At 73.0% G+C, this 18,450-nt stretch carries 18 protein-coding genes; 2 read left to right on the top strand and 16 right to left on the bottom strand.

The genetic code is table 11. The features are described from left to right. Window positions 1–16: 16 nt before the first annotated feature. The 8 genes from rpmF to ROT00_RS01510 are packed head-to-tail and all read right to left on the bottom strand — an operon-like array spanning window position 17 to window position 9,040. Window positions 17–220 (bottom strand): 50S ribosomal protein L32, encoded by a 204-nt coding sequence (gene rpmF, locus ROT00_RS01545; RefSeq protein ID WP_067950558.1) that lies wholly within the window; start codon window positions 218–220, stop codon window positions 17–19. Between the two features lie 9 nt (window positions 221–229). Beyond that, window positions 230–790 (bottom strand): YceD family protein, encoded by a 561-nt coding sequence (locus ROT00_RS01540; RefSeq protein WP_404771814.1) that lies wholly within the window; start codon window positions 788–790, stop codon window positions 230–232. 11 nt (window positions 791–801) lie between these two features. After that, entirely contained in the window at window positions 802–3,111 is a 2,310-nt protein-coding gene (locus ROT00_RS01535) for a transglutaminase TgpA family protein (protein WP_404771812.1), read from the bottom strand. Beyond that, window positions 3,101–4,480, bottom strand: coding sequence for a DUF58 domain-containing protein (locus tag ROT00_RS01530; RefSeq protein ID WP_404771811.1), 1,380 nt, complete (start codon window positions 4,478–4,480; stop codon window positions 3,101–3,103). The genes ROT00_RS01535 and ROT00_RS01530 overlap by 11 nt, the downstream gene beginning before the upstream one ends. Window positions 4,481–4,482: 2 nt before the next feature. Further along, a complete protein-coding gene (locus tag ROT00_RS01525; protein ID WP_404772142.1) occupies window positions 4,483–5,475 on the bottom strand; it encodes an AAA family ATPase in 993 nt (330 codons plus the stop codon). Window positions 5,476–5,495: 20 nt separating this feature from the next. After that, window positions 5,496–5,987, bottom strand: coding sequence for a pantetheine-phosphate adenylyltransferase (gene coaD / locus ROT00_RS01520; protein WP_404771809.1), 492 nt, complete (start codon window positions 5,985–5,987; stop codon window positions 5,496–5,498). Between the two features lie 42 nt (window positions 5,988–6,029). Continuing rightward, window positions 6,030–8,240, bottom strand: a complete 2,211-nt coding sequence (locus ROT00_RS01515) for an ATP-dependent DNA helicase RecG (protein WP_404771808.1) — start codon at window positions 8,238–8,240, stop codon at window positions 6,030–6,032. Continuing rightward, complete coding sequence (locus tag ROT00_RS01510) at window positions 8,237–9,040, bottom strand: tetratricopeptide repeat protein (RefSeq protein WP_404771806.1); 804 nt, start codon at window positions 9,038–9,040, stop codon at window positions 8,237–8,239. The genes ROT00_RS01515 and ROT00_RS01510 overlap by 4 nt, the downstream gene beginning before the upstream one ends. Window positions 9,041–9,167: 127 nt before the next feature. On the opposite strand from ROT00_RS01510, the gene rsmD reads away from it, so the two are divergent. Then, entirely contained in the window at window positions 9,168–9,767 is a 600-nt protein-coding gene (rsmD, locus tag ROT00_RS01505) for a 16S rRNA (guanine(966)-N(2))-methyltransferase RsmD (protein ID WP_404771804.1), read from the top strand. Here rsmD and thiL read toward each other — a convergent pair. Next, window positions 9,737–10,732, bottom strand: coding sequence for a thiamine-phosphate kinase (gene thiL / locus ROT00_RS01500; protein ID WP_404771803.1), 996 nt, complete (start codon window positions 10,730–10,732; stop codon window positions 9,737–9,739). The genes rsmD and thiL overlap by 31 nt on opposite strands. A 24-nt stretch (window positions 10,733–10,756) precedes the next feature. Between thiL and ROT00_RS01495 the strand changes: the two genes are divergently transcribed. Continuing rightward, complete coding sequence (locus tag ROT00_RS01495) at window positions 10,757–11,275, top strand: DUF3515 domain-containing protein (protein WP_404771802.1); 519 nt, start codon at window positions 10,757–10,759, stop codon at window positions 11,273–11,275. Between the two features lie 100 nt (window positions 11,276–11,375). On the opposite strand, the gene ROT00_RS01490 is transcribed toward ROT00_RS01495, so the two are convergent. The 7 genes from ROT00_RS01490 to ROT00_RS01460 form a co-directional block, all read right to left on the bottom strand. After that, entirely contained in the window at window positions 11,376–12,485 is a 1,110-nt protein-coding gene (locus ROT00_RS01490; protein WP_404771800.1) for a D-alanine--D-alanine ligase family protein, read from the bottom strand. Continuing rightward, window positions 12,385–13,524 (bottom strand): NAD(P)H-dependent glycerol-3-phosphate dehydrogenase, encoded by a 1,140-nt coding sequence (locus ROT00_RS01485; protein WP_404771799.1) that lies wholly within the window; start codon window positions 13,522–13,524, stop codon window positions 12,385–12,387. The genes ROT00_RS01490 and ROT00_RS01485 overlap by 101 nt, the downstream gene beginning before the upstream one ends. Beyond that, window positions 13,514–14,203 (bottom strand): lysophospholipid acyltransferase family protein, encoded by a 690-nt coding sequence (locus ROT00_RS01480; RefSeq protein ID WP_404772141.1) that lies wholly within the window; start codon window positions 14,201–14,203, stop codon window positions 13,514–13,516. Before ROT00_RS01480 ends, ROT00_RS01485 begins: the two co-directional genes overlap by 11 nt. Window positions 14,204–14,328: 125 nt before the next feature. Then, window positions 14,329–15,699 carry a UDP-N-acetylglucosamine 1-carboxyvinyltransferase gene (gene murA / locus ROT00_RS01475; RefSeq protein ID WP_404771798.1) on the bottom strand — a complete coding sequence of 457 codons (1,371 nt, stop codon included), beginning with the start codon at window positions 15,697–15,699 and terminating at the stop codon, window positions 14,329–14,331. After that, the gene (leuD, locus tag ROT00_RS01470) at window positions 15,700–16,317 is read right to left on the bottom strand and encodes a 3-isopropylmalate dehydratase small subunit (protein ID WP_404771796.1); all 618 of its coding nucleotides are present in this window, start codon (window positions 16,315–16,317) and stop codon (window positions 15,700–15,702) included. It lies immediately after the preceding gene. 2 nt (window positions 16,318–16,319) lie between these two features. Then, entirely contained in the window at window positions 16,320–17,768 is a 1,449-nt protein-coding gene (gene leuC / locus ROT00_RS01465; RefSeq protein ID WP_404771794.1) for a 3-isopropylmalate dehydratase large subunit, read from the bottom strand. A 123-nt stretch (window positions 17,769–17,891) separates the two neighbouring features. Continuing rightward, entirely contained in the window at window positions 17,892–18,449 is a 558-nt protein-coding gene (locus ROT00_RS01460; protein ID WP_404771792.1) for an FHA domain-containing protein, read from the bottom strand. Window position 18,450 lies beyond the last annotated feature (1 nt).

Here is an 18,450-nt window from a genome sequence, read left to right as displayed (position 1 = left end):
GGAGTCCGAGGGCCGACTAGACGTCGGCGACCTTCCGGCCCTTGTACTCGAGGAAGAGCGGGGTGCCCGCCGAGTCCTCGACCACGCGCGCGCGGTGCGGGAGGCTGTAGGTCACCTTGCCGTTCTCGACGGTCTTGACGAGCGTGGGGACCTCGGCCTTCCACTGCGAACGGCGCGCGTGGGTGTTGGCGCGTGACTTCTTCCGCTTGGGAACAGCCATGTCTCTCTCTCAATCTCTCTCAGAATCGGCGCTGCGTTCGGCAGCACCCTGGTCTTCGGAAGCCTCGAACCCGGCGAGCGCGGCCCATCGCGGGTCGCGCTGCTCGGACGTGACGAGTTCCGGATGATCAGCCAGACGCTGCCCGGTCACAGGGTCGAGACCCGGGCAATCAGGCCGGCACACCGGCTGGAAGGGCAGTGCCAGCACTACCGCATCTCGGATGAGCGGTTCAAGATCCACGTGGTCGTCTTGAACCTCATACTCGAAAGCTTCCCCAGAATGATACGCGAAAAGCTCTTGGAACTCGACTTCGACGGGCACGGCGATGTCGATGAGGCAGCGACTGCACTCGCCGTCGGCCACCGCATCGAGCTGCACGCTCGTCAAGACGCCCTCGTGGACCGACTCCAGCCGCACGTCCAGCTCGAGCGTCGAGCCCTCGCGGACGGCGACCATGCCCTCACCGAACTGCGAGGGTGCGGCGAGGTCGAGCTCGACCTCGCGCATCTCGCCCGGACGGTGCACGAGATCGCGCACATTGATGCGGAACGGGGAAGGGTGATGGGCCACGATCGGCCATTCTACGCGCGCGCGGCCGCTCTCCGGCCCGCCCGCGCCGTGTCGAGGAGCGAGACCGGCAGCAGCACCGCCCGAATCCGCGTCGCGGAGCCCGAACGGGAGCGGAGCGCCGCGCGCAGTTCCTCGAGCGCGGCCGCGGAGACGGGCGCCGTCGCGCCGGGCGGGCCGTAGCGCTCGCGCTCGACGGCGTCGCGCAGTACGTACAGGGCGCGCTCGCCCGCCCCGTCGAGGCGGGCGTCCTCCACGAGGGCGTCGGCCGCCTCGCGCGGCGTGAGCGCCACCGCCGAGCCCTCCGCGAAGCCGAGATCGCTCGCCGTGGCCATCGCCTCCCGCCAGGCGGCATCCGCCGCCCGCTCGCCCCGAGCGATCCGCCGGAGCCGGGCCCGGCGCACCGCGATGCGGACGAGCGCGGGCAGCAGGAGCACGAGCAGGAGCGCGGCCACGGTGAGCGGCCAGAGCACCGGCTCGTCCGCGGCGCCCGTGACCCCGCCGGTCGCGAGGTCGCGCTCCGGGTCGAGGTCGGGGCGCGCGCCCGGCGTCGGCGCCGGCGTGCCGGGAAGCCGCTCCGGCGCCGGTGCGGTCTCCCCCGCACCCGGCCGCGAGTAATCGGGCACCGTGCCGCGCCCGGGGGTCGGCTCGAACGGCACCCAGCCGACGCCCTGGAAGTAGAGCTCCGGCCAGGCATGCAGGTCCTGGCTGTCGACCGCGACGACCGCCACGTTCTCGACCCGCGCGGTCGTCGGCGTCCCGGCCGTGTACCCGACGGAGATCCGCGACGGGATGCCGAGCTCGCGCGCGAGCACCGCCATCGTCGAGGCGAAGTGCACGCAGTACCCCTCGCGCTGCTCGAGGAACTCCGCGATGACGTCGAGCCCCCCGCCGTCGTACCCCTCCTCGACCGGGGCCTCGACCGAGTACGTGAAGTCCGATCCACGGAGGTACTCCTGGATGGCGACCGCCCGGTCGTACGCCGTGCCGGCGCTCGCGCCGAGCTCCGCGGCGAGCTCGGTGATCGACGCGGGCACCTCCTCGGGGAGTTCCGTGTACGGCTGGATCGACTCCGGGATCCGATCGCTCGCGGTGCGGAGCTGCTCCGCCGTCGGCTCGATCTCGATCATCGTCGCCCGATACTCCTGCCCGGCGGTGTCGCTGTCCGCGCTCCGCACCGTGAGGGCGCCGCGGTCCCAGAACCACGAGCCGTCGAGGCCCTCGACCCCGGCGACGGGGTACGGCAGCGGCAGCCACGTCGTGCGCAGCTGCTGCACGGTGATGTCGATCGGGTGCTCCGTCCGGGCGACCTCGTCGCTCAGCCCGGTCGGCGTCGGGAACTCGTCGACGGCGTTGTCGCCGTCGATCCGCCGCTCCCCCGGCCCCCAGACCTCGCCGTCGAAGCGGTCGATGGTGAGCAGCCGGAAGTACGGCCGATCGCCGTCGCGCGCCACGTAGCTGAACGCGGGCACAGCGTCGGGCCGGCGCAGATCCCGGCCGAGGTCGAGGAACGGGCTCACGCCGCGCGCGAAGAGCGCCCCCTGGCCGCCGCTGCCGAGGAGCAGGCTCGTCGAGACGCTCGGGGTGGATGCGGTGAGGAGCGACGCGGCGACGAGGCCCGCCGCCGCCAGGCCGAGCGTCGGCAGCAGCGTCGACCCGATCGGCATCCGACTCGGCGCGGTGATGAGCACGGCGCCGTCGGTCTCGTCGCGATGGGCGAGGGCCGCCCTCCGACGCACGCGCACATCGACCCGGAGAAGCAGCAGGAACGCGGCCGCCGCGAGGACGAGCGTGCCGAGCTCCGCGCCGTCCTCGATGAGGAAGCCGGGAACGAGGATCGGCACGAGCGCGGGCGCCGCCGCGAGCGCGGGGACCCGGAGCGTCAGCACGACGAGATCGGTGACGACCGCGAGGAGCCCGGTGCCGAGGGCGAGCGCGAACGCGAGCGCCGGGACCACGACCGCGGGGACCGACTGCTGCTGGATCGTGCGCTGGGCCCCCGCGAGCAGTTCGCCGAAGACGCCGAAGGTGTCGGGCGTCGGCACCACGAGCGCGAAGGAGCTTGCCCCGCCGAAGCCCAGGGTGAGCACGAGCAGGAGGATGACAAGCTCGCCGATCGGCACGAGCGAGGCCGGGATCCGGATCGCCCGGAGCCCCGCACCGCCGAACAGGACCGCGGCGGCGGTCGCGGCGCAGAGCCACCACCAGCCGGCACCGGCGAGCAACGGGCCGAGGGCCATCACCGCGATGACGAGCAGCAGGAACGCCGCCCCGCTCAGGGCGAGCGACTGCAGACGGCTGAGGGGGGCGCGGTCACGACGCATTGTCGACCCCCGTCAGGAACTCGTCCCACGGCGACTCGCGGCCGACGGCTCGGCCGGCCGATGCGCGCCGATGGTCGAACGCCGCCGCCAGATCGGCGGCACGACGGATGCGGATGACCCGCCAGTCGGCGTGCTCGAGCGTGTCGATCCAGCGCTCGGAGACCGTCGGCAGGACGACCGCGACCGCCGGGGCGAACGTCGGCCGGAGGGCGGCGAGCTCGGCCAGCCGTTCGTCGGCGGGCCGGACGAGGACGGCGAATCCGGGCATCGGGGCGCGGCGCTCCCGGGTGGCGGAGAGCCGGCCCCGCCCGGGCTCCGCTCCCGCAGCGCCGCGCTCGAGGTCCGCGCGGTCCCGCCGCCGCCACTCGCCCGGTGCAGGCAGCCGCGCCAGGTCCTCGAGCAACATCGCCTCGCCGCCGCCCGGCTCGCGGTACGAACCGCGGCCCGGCGCGCCCTCGTCGAGCGGATCCAGACGCAGGCGGTAGCCCCGGTCGAGGAGGTGCACGCCGAGCGAGGCGGCCACCTCGACCGCGAGCTCGAACTCGAAGTCGGGCGCGTCGCCGCGATGCGCCTGGTCGCCTCTCGCGCGCGGCGCCGTATCGAGGAAGAGCCGCGCCTCGGCGTCGCCCCGCTGCTCCTCCTCGCGCACCATCAGCTCGCCCCGACGCGCCGTCGCCGCCCAGTTGACGCGGCGGAGCGGATCGCCGTAGCGGTACTCCCTGGCGATGAGCTCGTCGGAGTTCGGATGGGTGCGCCGCAACAGGCCGTGGCGGGTCCCGTCGACGGACGCCGAACGTCCGACCGCGCCGTCGACCGCCGTGAGTCGCGGGGTCACGAGCAACTCGCGCTCGCCGCCGACCGAGCGCCGCATCACCGCGAGCCCGAAGGGGTCGCCGAGTGAGAGCTGGAGGGGTCCGACCGGATAGGCGCCTCGGCGCGGCGTGCGGAGGAGGTAGTCGAGTCGCACCGTATCGTCGCCGCTCGGCAGCGTGCGCTCCCACGGCCCCACCCCGGGCAGCACCTCCTCGCTCGGAGCGAGGAGCGGGGAGGGCACCTCGTCGCGCCATCGCGCGCCGTCGAACGGACGCCGCGAGCGATTCTGCACCGTGAGCCGCACCCGCGTCGACGACCCCGCGGCGACCGTCGCCGGCGCGAAGGTGCGGGTCACCGCGAGCCTCGGCAGGCGCACCGCCGCGTAGAGGAGCCCGAGCACCGGCATGGCGATCGCGACGAAGGCGAGCAGCAGCACATCGCGCAGGTCGAACCACAGGCTCACCCCGGCGAGCACGATGCCGACGACGACGAGCGCCGCGCCGCGCCGGGTCAGCCGCGGAACGGTCCGCGGCGTGCGGCGGATGGGGGCGGGCACGACTAGTCCCTTCGGGCGCTGCCGATCGGCACCGGCGTGTCGGCGACGATGCGGCGCACGATCGTCTCGATGAGCGGGCCGCTGTCGTGGTCGTGCGAGCCGAGCGCGCGGCTCGTCGGCACCAGCCGATGCGCGAGCACCGGGACCGCGAGCGCGTCGATGTCGTCCGGCAGCACGAAGTCGCGGCCGTGCATCGCCGCGTGCGCCTTCGCGGCGCGCACGAGCTGCAGGGTCGCCCGCGGGCTCGCGCCGAGCCGCAGCTGGCGGTCGTCGCGCGTCGCCCGCGTAAGCTCGACCGCGTACTCCTTCACGGGTGCGGAGGTGAACACCCGCGCGACGGTGCGGATCATGCCCTGCAGCTCCTCGAGGCCGACCACCGGGTCGACGAGCTCGATCGGACTCGCCGTCTCGCGCGTCGAGAGCATCGCGAGCTCGTCGGCGGGAGCGGGGTAGCCCATCGAGATGCGCGCCATGAAGCGGTCCCGCTGCGCCTCGGGCAGCGGGTACGTGCCCTCCATCTCGACCGGGTTCTGGGTGGCGACGACGACGAAGGGGCGGCCGAGCCGGTGGGTCACGCCGTCGGCGGTGACCTGTCGCTCCTCCATGCACTCCAGGAGCGCGGACTGCGTCTTCGGGCTGGCGCGGTTGATCTCGTCGCCGATGACGAGGTTCGCGAACACCGGACCCGGTTTGAAGGCGAAGCTCCGGGTCGACTGGTCGAAGACCGAGACCCCGGTGACGTCGCTCGGGAGGAGGTCGGGGGTGAACTGGATGCGGCTCACCGTCAGGTCGACGGACCGCGCGAGCGAGCGGGCGAGCATCGTCTTGCCGACGCCCGGGACGTCCTCGATGAGCAGATGCCCCTCGGCGAGCAGGACGGTGAGCGCCGCGACGACCGCCTCCCGCTTGCCGCTGATGACCGTCTCGACGTTCGCGACGATCGCCGCCGCACGGGCGCCGACCTCGTCGATGCCCGGATCGGGCATCCCGGTCATGGTCGCGGCGCCCGCCTCGCTCACGGCGTCATCGCCCCCGCGAGATAGTCAGCGACCTGCCGCGGGACGTACGGGCTCACATCGCCGCCGAGCGAGGCGACCTGACGCACCAGCGAGCTCGAGACGTGCGCGTTCGCCGGGTCGGGCAGGAGGAAGACGGTCTCGACGCCCGCGAGATGCCGGTTCACGATCGCCATCGGGGTCTCGTAAGCGACGTCGAGCTGGGAGCGGATGCCCTTCACGAGCACGCTCGCGCCGACGTCCGTGCAGTAGTCGACGAGGAGACCCATGCTCCAGCTCGCCACGACGATGTCGCCCTGGATGCCGGCGTCGGCGATCGACTGCTCGATGAGGGCGACGCGCTGCGCGATCGGCAGGAGCGCGCTCTTGTCGGGGTTGTGCACCACGACGACGTGAAGCTGGTCGTACAGCCCGGCTGCACGTCCGATGACGTCGAGATGCCCGAGGGTGACGGGGTCGAATGAGCCGGGAACGACGGCGATCCGCTGCATGGCTCCAGCGTAGTGCCCGCCGGAGACGCCGGGCCGGCCGCCTCAGCTCTTGCTCAGGAACTCGCTCGCCTCGTCGTCGAGGCGTCGGCGGACCGCGTCGGCGAGCGCCGCGTGCCGGGCGAGCTCGGGATCGGCCTCGATCACGGCGGCGGCATGGCCTCTCGCCTCCCCGATCAGTTCGGCGTCGCGCACGACGCGGAGGAGCTTCAACGAGGACCGCCCGCCGGACTGCCGGGCGCCGAGGACGTCGCCCTCCTGCCGCAGTTCGAGATCGACCTGCGCGAGCTCGAATCCGTCGAGCGTCGCGGCCACCGCCTCCACGCGCTGGAGCGCGACCGAGCCGGGCACGGCCCGGGTCACGAGGAGGCAGAGCCCCGGCACGCCGCCGCGACCCACGCGGCCCCGCAGCTGGTGGAGCTGCGAGACGCCGAAGCGGTCGGCGTCGACGATCACCATGGCGCTCGCGTTCGGCACGTCGACGCCGACCTCGATCACCGTGGTCGCGACGAGGACGTCGATCTCGCCCGCCGCGAACGCGCGCATCACCCGGTCCTTCTCGTCGGCCGCCATGCGCCCGTGCAGCGGCTCGATGCGGGCGCCGCCGAGCTGCGGATGCTCGCGGAGCTCGGCGAGCGTCGCGAGCACGGTCGCCGCGGGCGCGGCATCCGCCTCGGCACCCTCGATCGGTGCGACGGGCTCGCCGTCGTCCTCCGTCTGCTTCTGATCGATCGCCGGGCAGACGACGAAGGCCTGCCGTCCGAGGGCGAGCTCCTCCGCGAGGCGCTCCCAGATGCGCGAGCGCCAGGCCGGGCGGATCGCGAGCGGCACCACCTGCGAGGTGATCCCGGCGCGCCCCGCCGGGAGCTGTCGGATCGTGGAGACGTCGAGGTCGCCGAAGACCGTCATCGCGACCGTCCGCGGGATCGGGGTCGCCGTGAGCACGAGCACGTGGGGCGCGGTGCGCCCCTTCAGCCGCAGGGCCTCGCGCTGCTCGACGCCGAAGCGGTGCTGCTCGTCGACGACGACGAGCCCGAGGTCGGCGAAGGTCACCCGGTCGCCCATGAGGGCGTGCGTGCCGACGATGATGCGCGCCTGGCCCGCGGCCGCGCGCAGCAGCGCCTTGCGGCGTTCGGCGGCCGGCAGCTGCCCGGTGACGAGCGTCGGCATCAGCTCGGCCGAGAGCTCGGGGCCGAGCACCTTCGCGATCGACCGCACGTGCTGCGCGGCGAGCACCTCCGTCGGGGCGAGGAGCGCCGCCTGGCCGCCGGAGTCGGCGACCGCGAGCATCGCGCGGAGCGCGACGAGGGTCTTGCCCGAGCCGACCTCGCCCTGCACGAGCCGGTTCATCGGCGCCGAGCTCGCGAGGTCGTCGGCGATCTCGCGCCCCACCTCCTGCTGGTCGTCGGTGAGCTCGAAACCGAGGGCCGCATCGAAGCGCTCGAGGAGCCCGCCGGGCTTCGGCCGCCGTTCGATCGCGGCGTGCGAGCGCATCGCCGCGCGGCGCTGCAGGAGCGCCGTCTGCAGCACGAACGCCTCCGTGAAGCGGAGGGTGGCGCGCGCCGCCTTCCAGTCGCCCTCCACGGCCGGCCGGTGGATGAGCTCCAGGGCGCGGCGGTGCCCCTCGAGCCCGCGCGCCTCCCGCACCTCGGAGGGCAGCGGGTCGTCGACGCGACCGAGTCCGTCGAGCACGAGCGCCATCGACTTCGCGAGCTGCCAGCTCGCGATGGTCGACGTCGCGGGGTAGATCGGGATCGGCGCCTGCGCCCAGCGCACCGCCTCCGCGTCGTCGACGGTGCGCGGCGTCTCCTCGTCGAAGAGCTCGTAGTCGGGGTGGGCGAGCTGCCTGGCCCCCTTGTACGAGCCGACCTTGCCGGCGAAGATGCCCCGGCGCCCGGGGCGGAGCTCGTTCTGACGCCACGACTGATTGAAGAAGGTCAGGATGAGCACGCCGTTGCCGTCGGAGATCTTCGCCTCGACGATCGAGCCGCGACGCTGCCGCATCGGCCGCTCCCGCACCTCGAGCACCTCGGCGACGATCGTCACGTTCTCGTCGAGCGGCAGCGAGTCGAGGGCGGTGAGCTCGCCGCGCATGGCGTAGCGACGCGGGTAGTGCGAGAGGAACTCCCCCACCGTGCGGTGCCCGAACGCGCGCTCGATGGCCTGGGCCGTGCGGGAGCCGAGGGCGGTGGCGAGCTTGGACTCGAGTCCGAACGAGCCGGGCTCGGCGCCCGGCTCGGCTGCAGCGACCGTCATGCCTCGATCGTAGGCCGTCCCCCCGTCAACGCCTCGATCTCGGCGGTGACGAACGGGTCGTCGCCGCGCTCCGCGTCGAGCTCGCGCTGGATCGCGAGCGCTTCGTCGGTGCGTCCGAGCGTGCGCAGGGCGCGGGCCATCGACCAGCGGGCCACGCGGAGCTGCTCGGCGCTGCCGTACTGCTCCGCGGCCTCTGCGGCGAGGGTGAAGTGGTGGAGGGCGGCGACCGGGTCGTCGCCGTCGTGCTTGGTCCAGCCGAGGTTGTTGTGCAGGGCGATCCCCCAGCGCAGCACGCGCGGATCGCGGGAGCCGGCGAGCACATCGAAGCCCTCGGCCGCCCACTCCTCCTCGTGCCCGCCGTCGGTGAGTGCGAGCATGTGCAGCCCGTCGAGCACGAGGAAGGCGGCCCCGGCCGTCGCGGCCTCCCGGACGGCGCGGGTGAGCTCCGGCAGGGCGTCCTCGGGCCGACCGGCCGCCGCGTGCAGTCGTCCGCGCTCGAGGGCGACGCGCGCGCGCAGCTCGGCGGCCTCGGGGCCGGACTCCGAACCGGGCGCCGCCGCGGCGACGCCGTCGAGGACGGCCAGCGCCTCCTCGGTGCGGCCCTGGAGGCCGACGGCCCGTGCGAGCTGCGCCGCCATCACGGCGCGCTTATGCGGGCTGCGCTCGGGGTCGGCGGATGCGGCGCGGAACCGCTCCTCGCTCGCCACCGGGTCGGCGAAGTCCCAGAGGCGATCGATCTCGCGCTGCTCGGACCCCCGATGGTGGGACGAAGTGGCTGAAGGTTCGGTCGAGTCGTCCACGTCATCCATCATGGCAGCGCGACCCCCGAACGGGCGACCCCTTGACGCCGGGTGTCATCCGATCCCCGCCCGCCGTCCAGAGGCGTCCCGCCCCCAGGTCCGCGCTCGCCGCTATGCTGCCCTGAGCATGACGCGCATCATCGCCGGCTTCGCCGGATCCCAGACCCTCGCCGTTCCCCGCACGGGCACCCGGCCGACGAGCGACCGCGTCCGCGAGGCGATCTTCTCGGCCCTCGAGGCCCGCGACGCCCTCCAGGGCGCCCGGGTGCTCGACCTCTACGCCGGCTCGGGAGCGCTCGGCCTCGAGGCGGCCAGCCGGGGCGCGGCCGAGGTCGTGCTGGTCGAGCGCGCGAAGCCCGCCGCCGACATCTGCCGCAGGAACGCCGATGCCGTGCGCCGCGCCGCCCCGCGCGAGGCGGTGCCGACGGTGCGCGTCGCCCAGCGGAGCGTCGCCGCGTTCCTCGAGCCGGGCGCCGTTCCGGGGCACTGGGACCTCGTGTTCATCGATCCGCCCTACGAGCTCGGCGAGCCGGAGCTCTCGCGCGAGCTCGCCGCGCTCGTCCCGCTCCTCGCCGAGGGCGCACTCGTCGTCGTCGAGCGGAGCTCCCGCTCCCCCGAACCGGGCTGGCCGGCCGGCATCGAACTCGAACGGCGCCGCGACTACGGCGAGACGACGCTGTGGTGGGCGTTCGCGGATCAGCCCGCGCGGCCGTCCCAGCCGGCGTAGGGGTCCCAGCCGAGTCCTTCCACGGGCTCCCCGTCGAGGGAGAGCCGACCCGGTGCGTCGACGACGCGGCCGATCTCCTCGAACGGCTCCGGCAACGGTGCGCCCGCCGGGAAGGTCGCGAGCAGCCCGTGGTCCTCCGCGCCCGCGAGCGCGAGCCGCGGGTCGTCGCCGAGCGCGGCCGCGGAGAAGTCGAGGCCCACGCCGCTCGCCACGGCGATGCGCCGCGCATCGCGGGCGAGCCCGTCCGAGACGTCGAGCATCGCCGTCGCCCCGGCGACCGCCGCGGCGACCCCCGCGGACACCGGCGGTCGGGGCGCGAGCTGGGCGGCGAGGAGTCCCGGTTCGCGGTGCCGCAGTCGGGCGGCGAGCCCGGCGTCGGGTTCGCCCGAGGCATCCCGCGCTTCGCCGAAGAGCAGTGCAAGCCCGCGGGCCGCGTCGCCGCGGACCCCGGCGTGCGCGACCACGTCGCCGACCCGTGCGCCGGAGCGCAGCACGGGAGCACGGCCCTCAAGATCGCCGAACGCGGTCACCGCGAGCGTGAGCACGGTCGAGACGGACAGGTCGCCGCCGACGACGCCAGCGCCCGGCGCGAGCGTCGCGAGGGCCTCGCGGAGCCCGTCGGCGATGCCCTCGAGCACGGCCACGTCGAGCTCGGCCGGCGCGGCGATCGCCACCGTCAGCGCGGTCGGGCGCGCGCCCATCGCCGCGACGTCGGTGAGGTTCGTGGCGGCCGCCTTCCAACCGAGCTCGTACGGCGTCGACCAGGCGAGCCGGAAATCGGGGCCGTGCACCATGAGGTCGGTGGTCACGACGAAGCGGCCGTCGGCGGCCGCGACCACGGCCGCGTCGTCGCCGGCCCCGAGCAGGGCGGACTCGCCCGCCGCGAGCCTCGGCAGCACCCGGGCGAGCACCGCGTCCTCGCCGAGCCGTCCGATCGAGCTCCCGGTGCTCTGAGCGTCTTCCATGCCTCCCACGCTAGCCTGGCCTGGATGTCTCTCCGCCCCGCCCGGCTCCGCCCCGCCCGGCTCCGCCGCGTCCTGCGCGCCGCCGCCGTGATCGCCCCCGCCGCCCTGCTGCTGTCCGCCTGCACGCCGATCGTGCCGTTCGAGGCCGCTCCCGACGCGAAGAATGCAGACTGCGCCTCGCTCGTCGTGCGCCTGCCGGACACCGTCGCCGAGCTGCCGAAGCGCGAGACGAACGCGCAGGGCACCGGGGCCTGGGGCGAGCCGGCGGCCGTGCTCCTCCGCTGCGGCGTGCCCGTTCCCGGGCCGACGACGGAGCGCTGCGTGAGCGTCGACGGCATCGACTGGATCATCGACGAGTCCGATGCCCCGCGCTACCTCTTCACGACGTACGGCCGCACCCCCGCGGTCGAGGTGCTCGTCGACAACGACGTCGTCGGCGGCACCACGGCGATCGCCGACCTCTCGAACGCGGTCGGCGTCATTCCGGCCGACGGCGGCTGCACCTCCGTCGACGATCTCGGCGAGGTCCCGAGCGAGGGCTGAGCCCGCGGCCGAGCGCCGCGCTCACCGCCGAGCGCCGGGCTCACGACCGGAGCTCGACGCTCCGGTCGTGGGCCGCGGGCCGCGGGCCGCGGGAGCAGGGTCAGCGCGCGCCGCGCGCGTACCCCACCTCGACGAGGCGGGTGATGAGCTCCGGGTAGCTGAGCCCGGAGTTCAGCCAGCACGTCGGGAACATCGAGATGGGCGTGAAGCCGGGCATCGTGTTGACCTCGTTCACCACGAAGCCCTCGTCGGTGAGGAACACGTCGACCCGGGCGAGCCCCTCCGAACCGAGCGCCTCGAACGCGCGCCGCGCCACCCGCTGCAGCTCGAACAGCTCGCCGTCGCCGAGCTCGGCGGGACAGACGAGTTCGACCCCGGGCGCGTCGAGGTACTTCGCCTCGAAGTCGTAGAAGTCGCGGCTGGTCACGACGACCTCGCCGGCGACGCTCACGCCGAGCTCGCCGGGCTCCGGCCCCTCGAGCACGCCGATCTCGATCTCGCGGCCGACGACCGCCGACTCCACGAGCACGGTGCGGTCCTCGGCGAAGGCGACGTCGAGCGCGGCGTCGAGCTCCGCCCAGTCGGCGACCTTGGAGACCCCGACCGAGCTGCCCGCCCGCGCGGGCTTCACGAACACCGGCAGGCCGAGCGACTGCACCCGACGTCGCCAGAGCACCGGATCGGCCGCGAGCGCGCTCCGGCTGAGGGTGACCCACGGGGCGACCTGGATGCCAGCGCCCTCGAGCAGGGTCTTCGTGGCGTGCTTGTCCATGCCCGCCGCCGACGCCAGGACGCCGTTGCCGACGTACGGCAGGCCGAGGAGCTCGAGCAGGCCCTGGATCGTGCCGTCCTCGCCGAAGCGGCCGTGCAGGATCGGGAACACGACGTCGACGTCGCCCAGCGATCGGGTCTCGGCGGCACCGGACTCCGCGGCGCTCGTCGTGACCCGCAGCTCGCGCGAGGCGGCGCTGTCGGGCCAGCTCACGCGGGTGCCGTTGTCGACGACCTCGGGCAGGTGCGCCGGGTCGAGCGCGAACCGGGCCGGGTCGTCGGACTCGAGCACGAACGCGCCGTCGCGGGTCACCCCGACCGGGATGACCTCGAAGCGGTCACGGTCGATCGCTCCCAGCACTCCCCCCGCCGTAGCGCAGCTGATCGAATGCTCGCTTGAACGCCCGCCGAAGAGCAGAACCACCCTGAGCTTGTCCATCGTTCGTCCTTTCGCCCTGGGGCTCGTCGTCGGTCGTGAGGTGGGGGGCGATGTCGCGCGGAGCCAAGGTGCCCGCGAGGACCTGGCGCACCTGCTCGACGATGGGCATCGCGACGCCCTTCGCCTTCGCCAGCTCCAGGATCGGACCGACGGATGCCAGCCCCTCCGTCGTCTGCTGCATGCGCTCGACGACGTCCTTCAGGTGATAGCCCTGCCCGAGCAGCCGGCCCGCGGTGTTGTTCCGCGAGAGCGGCGACTGGCAGGTCGCGATCAGGTCGCCGAGGCCCGCGAGCCCCGAGAGGGTCTCCGGCTGCGCGCCGTACGCGACCGCGAAATCGGTCATCTCGACGAGCCCGCGGGTGATGATCGACGCCTTCGTGTTCTCGCCGTAGCCCGCGCCGTCGACGATGCCGATCGCGACCGCGATCAGGTTCTTCAGCACGCCGCCGAACTCGGTGCCCGGCACGTCGGTGTTCACGAAGGAGTGGAAGTAGCGGTTGCGGGAGACGGAGGCGACCGCCTGCGCCGTCTCGAGGTTCGAGGACGAGACCACGGCGGCCGTCGGCTGCTCCTTCGCGATCTCGAGCGCGAGGTTCGGGCCGGAGATGACCGCGATGCGCGACTCGTCGATCGGCAGCACCTCCGCGATCACCTGGCTCATCCGCAGCCCGCTCGACTTCTCGACGCCCTTCATCAGGGAGACGACGATCGCGTCGGAGTGCAGGTGCGGAGTGATCGCATCGAGATTGTCGCGGAGCGACTGGCTCGGCACCGAGATGTAGACCTGCTCCGCGCCCGCGAGGGCGAGGTCGAGCCGACTCGTCGAGCGGAGCCCCCGCGGCAGGTTGATGCCGGGGAGGTAGTCGCTGTTGCGCTGAGCCTCCTGGATCTCGCGGGCGAGCTCCGGTCGCCGCGCCCACAGCACGACGTCGGCACCCCCGTCGGCGAGGATCTTCGCGAAGGTGGTGCCCCAGCTGCCGGCGCCGAGGACGGCGACCCGGGTGCCGTGGCGCTTGCGCTGACCGCTCCTAGTCTTCAAGGCGGCCCGTCTCCTTCTGGCCGTGCACCACCGGGTCCCAGCGTTCCGCCGGGGCCGGCTCGCCCCGGAGCTCCGCGAGGAGTTCGGCGATGGCATCCATGAGATCGGCCGTCGCGGCGACCATCGTCGCCTGGTCGAGCGGCTTGCCGCGATACGGCGTGAGGTCGACCGGTTCGCCGATGGCGACGTCGATCGTCTTCCGCGGGAAGAGGCTCAGCTTCTTGCCGTAGCGCGGCATGAGCGCCTGGGTGCCCCAGTGCGCGGCCGGGACGAGCGGGATGCCCCGCTCGAGCGCGATGCGCACGGCGCCGGTCTTGCCCCGCATCGGCCAGAGGTCGGGGTCGCGGGTGAGCGAGCCCTCGGGGTACACGATGACCATGCGGCCCTTCTCGACGAGCTCCTCGGCCGCGCGGAGGGCGTCGTGCCCTCGGCTGCCGCTGCGCTCGACCGGGATCTGGCCCGAGGCGCGGAGGGCCCAGCCGACCACCGGCACCGTGAAGAGCGACGCCTTGGCGAGGAAGCGCGGTGCGCGACCGAGCTTCCAGCTCGCGGCGCCCATCACGACCGGGTCGATCTCGCTGTAGTGGTTCGGCGCGAGGACGAACGCCCCCGACTGCGGCATCCGCTCCCGGTGGTGGAAGCGGTACTTCACCCCGAGGTTGATGATCGGCAGGATGATCGCCGCGAGGAACCAGAAGAACGACGGACGCCGTGTCTCGGACCGCGGCTTCGCCGCCGGTCCGGGGGTCGGCTCCGCCGCCGGCTTCGGCCCGCTCCGGCCGTCGTCGTTCGCCACCTGGCCGTTCACCCTTCGAGTTCGAAGTCCGCCCCGAGCAGCTCGAGCTTCCCGATGAAGTTCTCGTAGCCGCGGGCGATGATCCCGACGTTCGACACGGTCGAGCGGCCGTCGGCCGTCAGCGCCGCGATGAGGTGGCTGAAGCCACCGCGCAGGTCGGGCACCTCGATGTCGGCGCCGGTCAGCTTCGCCGGCCCCGAGATGACCGCGGAGTGCTTGAAGTTGCGCTGGCCGAAGCGGCAGGGCTTGCCGGTCAGGCACTCCTTGTGGACGTCGATCTTCGCGCCCATCTCGACGAGCGCGTCGACGAAGCCGAAGCGCTGCTCGTACACCGTCTCGTGGACGATCGAGACGCCCTTCGCCTTCGTCAGGGCGATGACGAGGGGCTGCTGCCAGTCGGTCATGAAGCCCGGGTGGACGTCGGTCTCGATGATCGTCGAGCTGAGCTCGCCGCCGGGGTGGAAGAAGCGGATGCCGTCCTCTTCGATCTCGAACGCACCGCCGACCTTGCGGAAGACGTTCAGGAAGGTCAGCATCTCCGCCTGGCGCGCACCGCCGACGAAGATGTCGCCCTCGGTCGCGAGCGCGGCCGCAGCCCAGCTCGCGGCCTCGTTGCGGTCGAAGAGCGCCCGGTGGCTGTAGCCCGAGAGGCGGTCGACGCCCTCGATGCGGATGACCCGGTCGGTGTCGACCGTGATGATCGCACCCATCTTCTGCAGGATGTTGATGAGATCCATGATCTCGGGCTCGATCGCGGCACCGGTGAGCTCGGTGATGCCGTCGGCGAGCGTCGCGGTGAGGAGCACCTGCTCGGTCGCGCCCACGCTCGGGTAGGGCAGCTCGACCTTCGCGCCCTTCAGGCCGTTCGGCGCCGACATGCGGATGCCGCTCGGCAGCTTCTCGACGATCGCCCCGAAGTTGCGGAGCACCTCGAGGTGGTAGTCGATCGGGCGGTCGCCGATGCGGCAGCCGCCGAGGTCGGGGATGAACGCCTCGCCGAGCCGGTGCAGCAGCGGCCCGCAGAACAGGATCGGGATGCGGCTCGAACCGGCGTGCGCGTCGATGTCGGCCATGTGCGCCTGGGCGACGCCGGACGGGTCGAGCACGAGCTCGCCCTCCTCCTCGCCCTCGGCGACGGTCACGCCGTGCACCTCGAGGAGGCCGCGAACGATGCGGACGTCGCTGATGTTCGGCACGTCCTTCAGGACGCTGGGCGTGTCGCCGAGGATGGCCGCGACCATCGCCTTCGTGACGAGGTTCTTCGCGCCCTTCAGCTCGATGCGGCCGTGCAACGGCTTGCCGCCGTTGATCGTGATCTTGTCGACCTCGAGGCCCACCGCGCTCCCATGCTGCTTCGCGTCATCGACGAGTGTGTTCACTCAGTTCCCTGCTTCCGCCGGCTCCCGGATCGGGAGCGTTGTTGGCCGCCACGCCGCTCGATGCTGTTCGAACTCGGCGATGGCCTCTTCTTCGCGCAGAGTGAGCCCGATGTCGTCGAGTCCCTCCAACAGCCTCCACCGAGTGTAGTCGTCGATCTCGAACGTCACCGTGAGCTCGCCTGCGCTCACCGTACGCTCAACGAGATCGACCGTCACCGGCATTCCCGGCTCGGCCTCGATGACTTCCCAGATGCGCTCGATGTCCTCGTAGGCGACAAGCGCCGCGAGCAGTCCCTGCTTGCCCGCGTTGCCGCGGAAGATGTCGCCGAAGCGGCTGGACACGACGACCTGGAAGCCGTAGTCGCGGAGCGCCCAGACGGCGTGCTCGCGGCTCGATCCGGTGCCGAAGTCGGGGCCGGCGATGAGCACGCGCGCGCCCTCGTAGGCGGGCTGGTTCAGGATGAACTCGGGGTCCTGCCGCCAGCCGTGGAAGAGCGCGTCGTCGAAGCCGGTCTTCGTGACCCGCTTCAGGAACACGGCCGGGATGATCTGGTCGGTGTCGACGTTCGAGCGGCGCAGCGGCACCGCGACGCCGGAGACGGTCGTGATCTTCTCCATGGTTACTTCGCCTCCGCGTCGCTCAGGTCCTGTTCGAGATCCCACGGGCTCGAGAGCGTGCCGCGGATCGCGGTCGCCGCCGCCACGAGCGGCGAGACCAGGTGGGTGCGGCCGCCCTTGCCCTGGCGGCCCTCGAAGTTGCGGTTCGAGGTAGAGGCGCAGCGCTCCCCCGGCGCGAGCTGGTCGGGGTTCATGCCGAGGCACATCGAGCAGCCGGCGAAGCGCCACTCGGCGCCGAACTCGGTGAACACCTTGTCGAGGCCCTCGGCCTCGGCCTCCAGGCGCACCCGGGCGGAGCCCGGCACGACCATCACACGGACGCCCTCGGCCTTCTGCTTGCCCTGCACGATCGAGGCGAAGGCGCGGAGGTCCTCGATGCGGCTGTTGGTGCACGAGCCCATGAAGACGGCGTCGACCCTGATGTCCTTCAGCGGCACCCCGGGCTCGAGGTCCATGTACTCGAGCGCGCGCTCGGCGGCGGCCCGCTCGTGCTGGTCCTCGATGGTCGCCGGGTCGGGCACCGCCTCGGACAGCGAGACGCCCTGGCCCGGGTTGGTGCCCCAGGTGACGAAGGGCTCCAGCGCGTTCGCGTCGATGAAGATCTCCGCGTCGAAGCGGGCGCCCTCGTCGCTCGGCAGCGTCTTCCAGTACTCGACCGCGGCATCCCAGTCGGCGCCCTCGGGCGCGTGGGCGCGGCCCTGCAGGTAGGCGAAGGTCGTCTCGTCGGGGGCGACCATGCCGGCGCGGGCGCCGGCCTCGATCGACATGTTGCAGATGGTCATGCGGCCGTCCATCGAGAGGGCCCGGATCGCGCTGCCGCGGTACTCGAGCACGTAGCCCTGCCCGCCGCCCGTGCCGATCTTCGCGATCACCGCGAGGATGATGTCCTTCGCCGTGACCCCGGGGCGCAGCTCGCCCTCGACGTTGATCGCCATCGTCTTGAACGGCTTCAGCGGCAGGGTCTGCGTCGCGAGGACGTGCTCGACCTCGCTCGTGCCGATGCCGAACGCCATCGCGCCGAAGGCGCCGTGCGTGGAGGTGTGGGAGTCGCCGCAGACGACGGTGATGCCGGGCATGGTGAGGCCGAGCTGGGGGCCCACGACGTGGACGATGCCCTGCTCCTTGTCGCCGAGGGAGTGCAGGCGGATGCCGAACTCCTTCGCATTGCGGCGCAGCGTCTCGATCTGCGTGCGGCTCGTGAGGTCGGCGATCGGCTTGTCGATGTCGAGCGTCGGCGTGTTGTGATCCTCGGTGGCGATCGTGAGATCGGGGCGGCGCACGGGCCGGCCGGCCATCCGCAGGCCGTCGAAGGCCTGGGGGCTCGTGACCTCGTGGACCAGATGCAGGTCGATGTAGATGAGGTCGGGGGTGCCGTTCTCGCCCTGCTTGACGAGGTGGTCGTCCCACACCTTCTCGGCGAGGGTGCGGGGGCGTTCGCTTGACGCGGTCATGCGGTGGTTTCCTTCGGTTCTGCTCTGAATCAGCCGTCGACGGACTCCGCGGCGGGGAAGGGCCTAGAACGAGGCCCCGCCGCGGCACCGAAGCAGAAGTCGCCGTGCACGCACCCTGACAGATTACACGTTCGGCGAGGGCAGTCTCGCCACGAGGAGGCGCAGCCGACCGAGCACGAGCACCTCGCCGTCGCCCACGAGCGCCGTCGAACCGGGCGCGAGGTCCTCGCCCGCGGCCCCCTGCCGCTCGATGCGCACCCCGTTCGTCGAGTGCAGATCGGTGACCGCGAGCGCGTCGCCGGCCGGCACCACGAGGGCGTGGGTCTTCGACACCGTGCGGCCCGGATCGTCGATCGCGACGGCGGCGCTCGCCCCCTCCGCGTCCTCGATGCGCGGGGCGCGACCGAGCACCGAGGGGCCAGTCACGACCGCGTCCGCCCCGCCGGGCGCCGCGAGCCGCCACCGCACGCGCTCGCCCGTGACCTCGTACGCCGGGTCGAGCGGCGGCGGGGCTTGCACCACGGGGCCGTCCGGCGTGGGCACGAGCGGCGGCGGGCCGCTCCGGCCCGGGGCGAACGAGGGCAGCGTGCGCTCGACCGGCTTGGAAGCGCGCTCTGGCACGGCTGGAGGTTCGCCCGGCACGAGGCCCGGCGGCGGCACGATGAAGTCGGACCCGTCCACG

This window comes from Agromyces mediolanus, assembly GCF_044917495.1.
Taxonomy (GTDB): domain Bacteria; phylum Actinomycetota; class Actinomycetes; order Actinomycetales; family Microbacteriaceae; genus Agromyces; species Agromyces mediolanus_B.
The sequence above is the reverse complement of the archived record's forward strand: the minus strand, read 5'-3'. Positions and strand labels throughout refer to the sequence as shown.

What these genes read in the sequence shown, in the direction of transcription:
- rpmF (WP_067950558.1), bottom strand. Translation starts at nt 220, where the DNA reads ATGGCTGTTCCCAAGCGGAAGAAGTCACGCGCCAACACCCACGCGCGC.
- ROT00_RS01535 (WP_404771812.1), bottom strand. Translation starts at nt 3,111, where the DNA reads ATGCGTCGTGACCGCGCCCCCCTCAGCCGTCTGCAGTCGCTCGCCCTG.
- ROT00_RS01525 (WP_404772142.1), bottom strand. Translation starts at nt 5,475, where the DNA reads ATGACCGGGATGCCCGATCCGGGCATCGACGAGGTCGGCGCCCGTGCG.
- coaD (WP_404771809.1), bottom strand. Translation starts at nt 5,987, where the DNA reads ATGCAGCGGATCGCCGTCGTTCCCGGCTCATTCGACCCCGTCACCCTC.
- ROT00_RS01515 (WP_404771808.1), bottom strand. Translation starts at nt 8,240, where the DNA reads ATGACGGTCGCTGCAGCCGAGCCGGGCGCCGAGCCCGGCTCGTTCGGA.
- rsmD (WP_404771804.1), top strand. Translation starts at nt 9,168, where the DNA reads ATGACGCGCATCATCGCCGGCTTCGCCGGATCCCAGACCCTCGCCGTT.
- thiL (WP_404771803.1), bottom strand. Translation starts at nt 10,732, where the DNA reads ATGGAAGACGCTCAGAGCACCGGGAGCTCGATCGGACGGCTCGGCGAG.
- ROT00_RS01495 (WP_404771802.1), top strand. Translation starts at nt 10,757, where the DNA reads ATGTCTCTCCGCCCCGCCCGGCTCCGCCCCGCCCGGCTCCGCCGCGTC.
- ROT00_RS01490 (WP_404771800.1), bottom strand. Translation starts at nt 12,485, where the DNA reads ATGGACAAGCTCAGGGTGGTTCTGCTCTTCGGCGGGCGTTCAAGCGAG.
- leuD (WP_404771796.1), bottom strand. Translation starts at nt 16,317, where the DNA reads ATGGAGAAGATCACGACCGTCTCCGGCGTCGCGGTGCCGCTGCGCCGC.
- leuC (WP_404771794.1), bottom strand. Translation starts at nt 17,768, where the DNA reads ATGACCGCGTCAAGCGAACGCCCCCGCACCCTCGCCGAGAAGGTGTGG.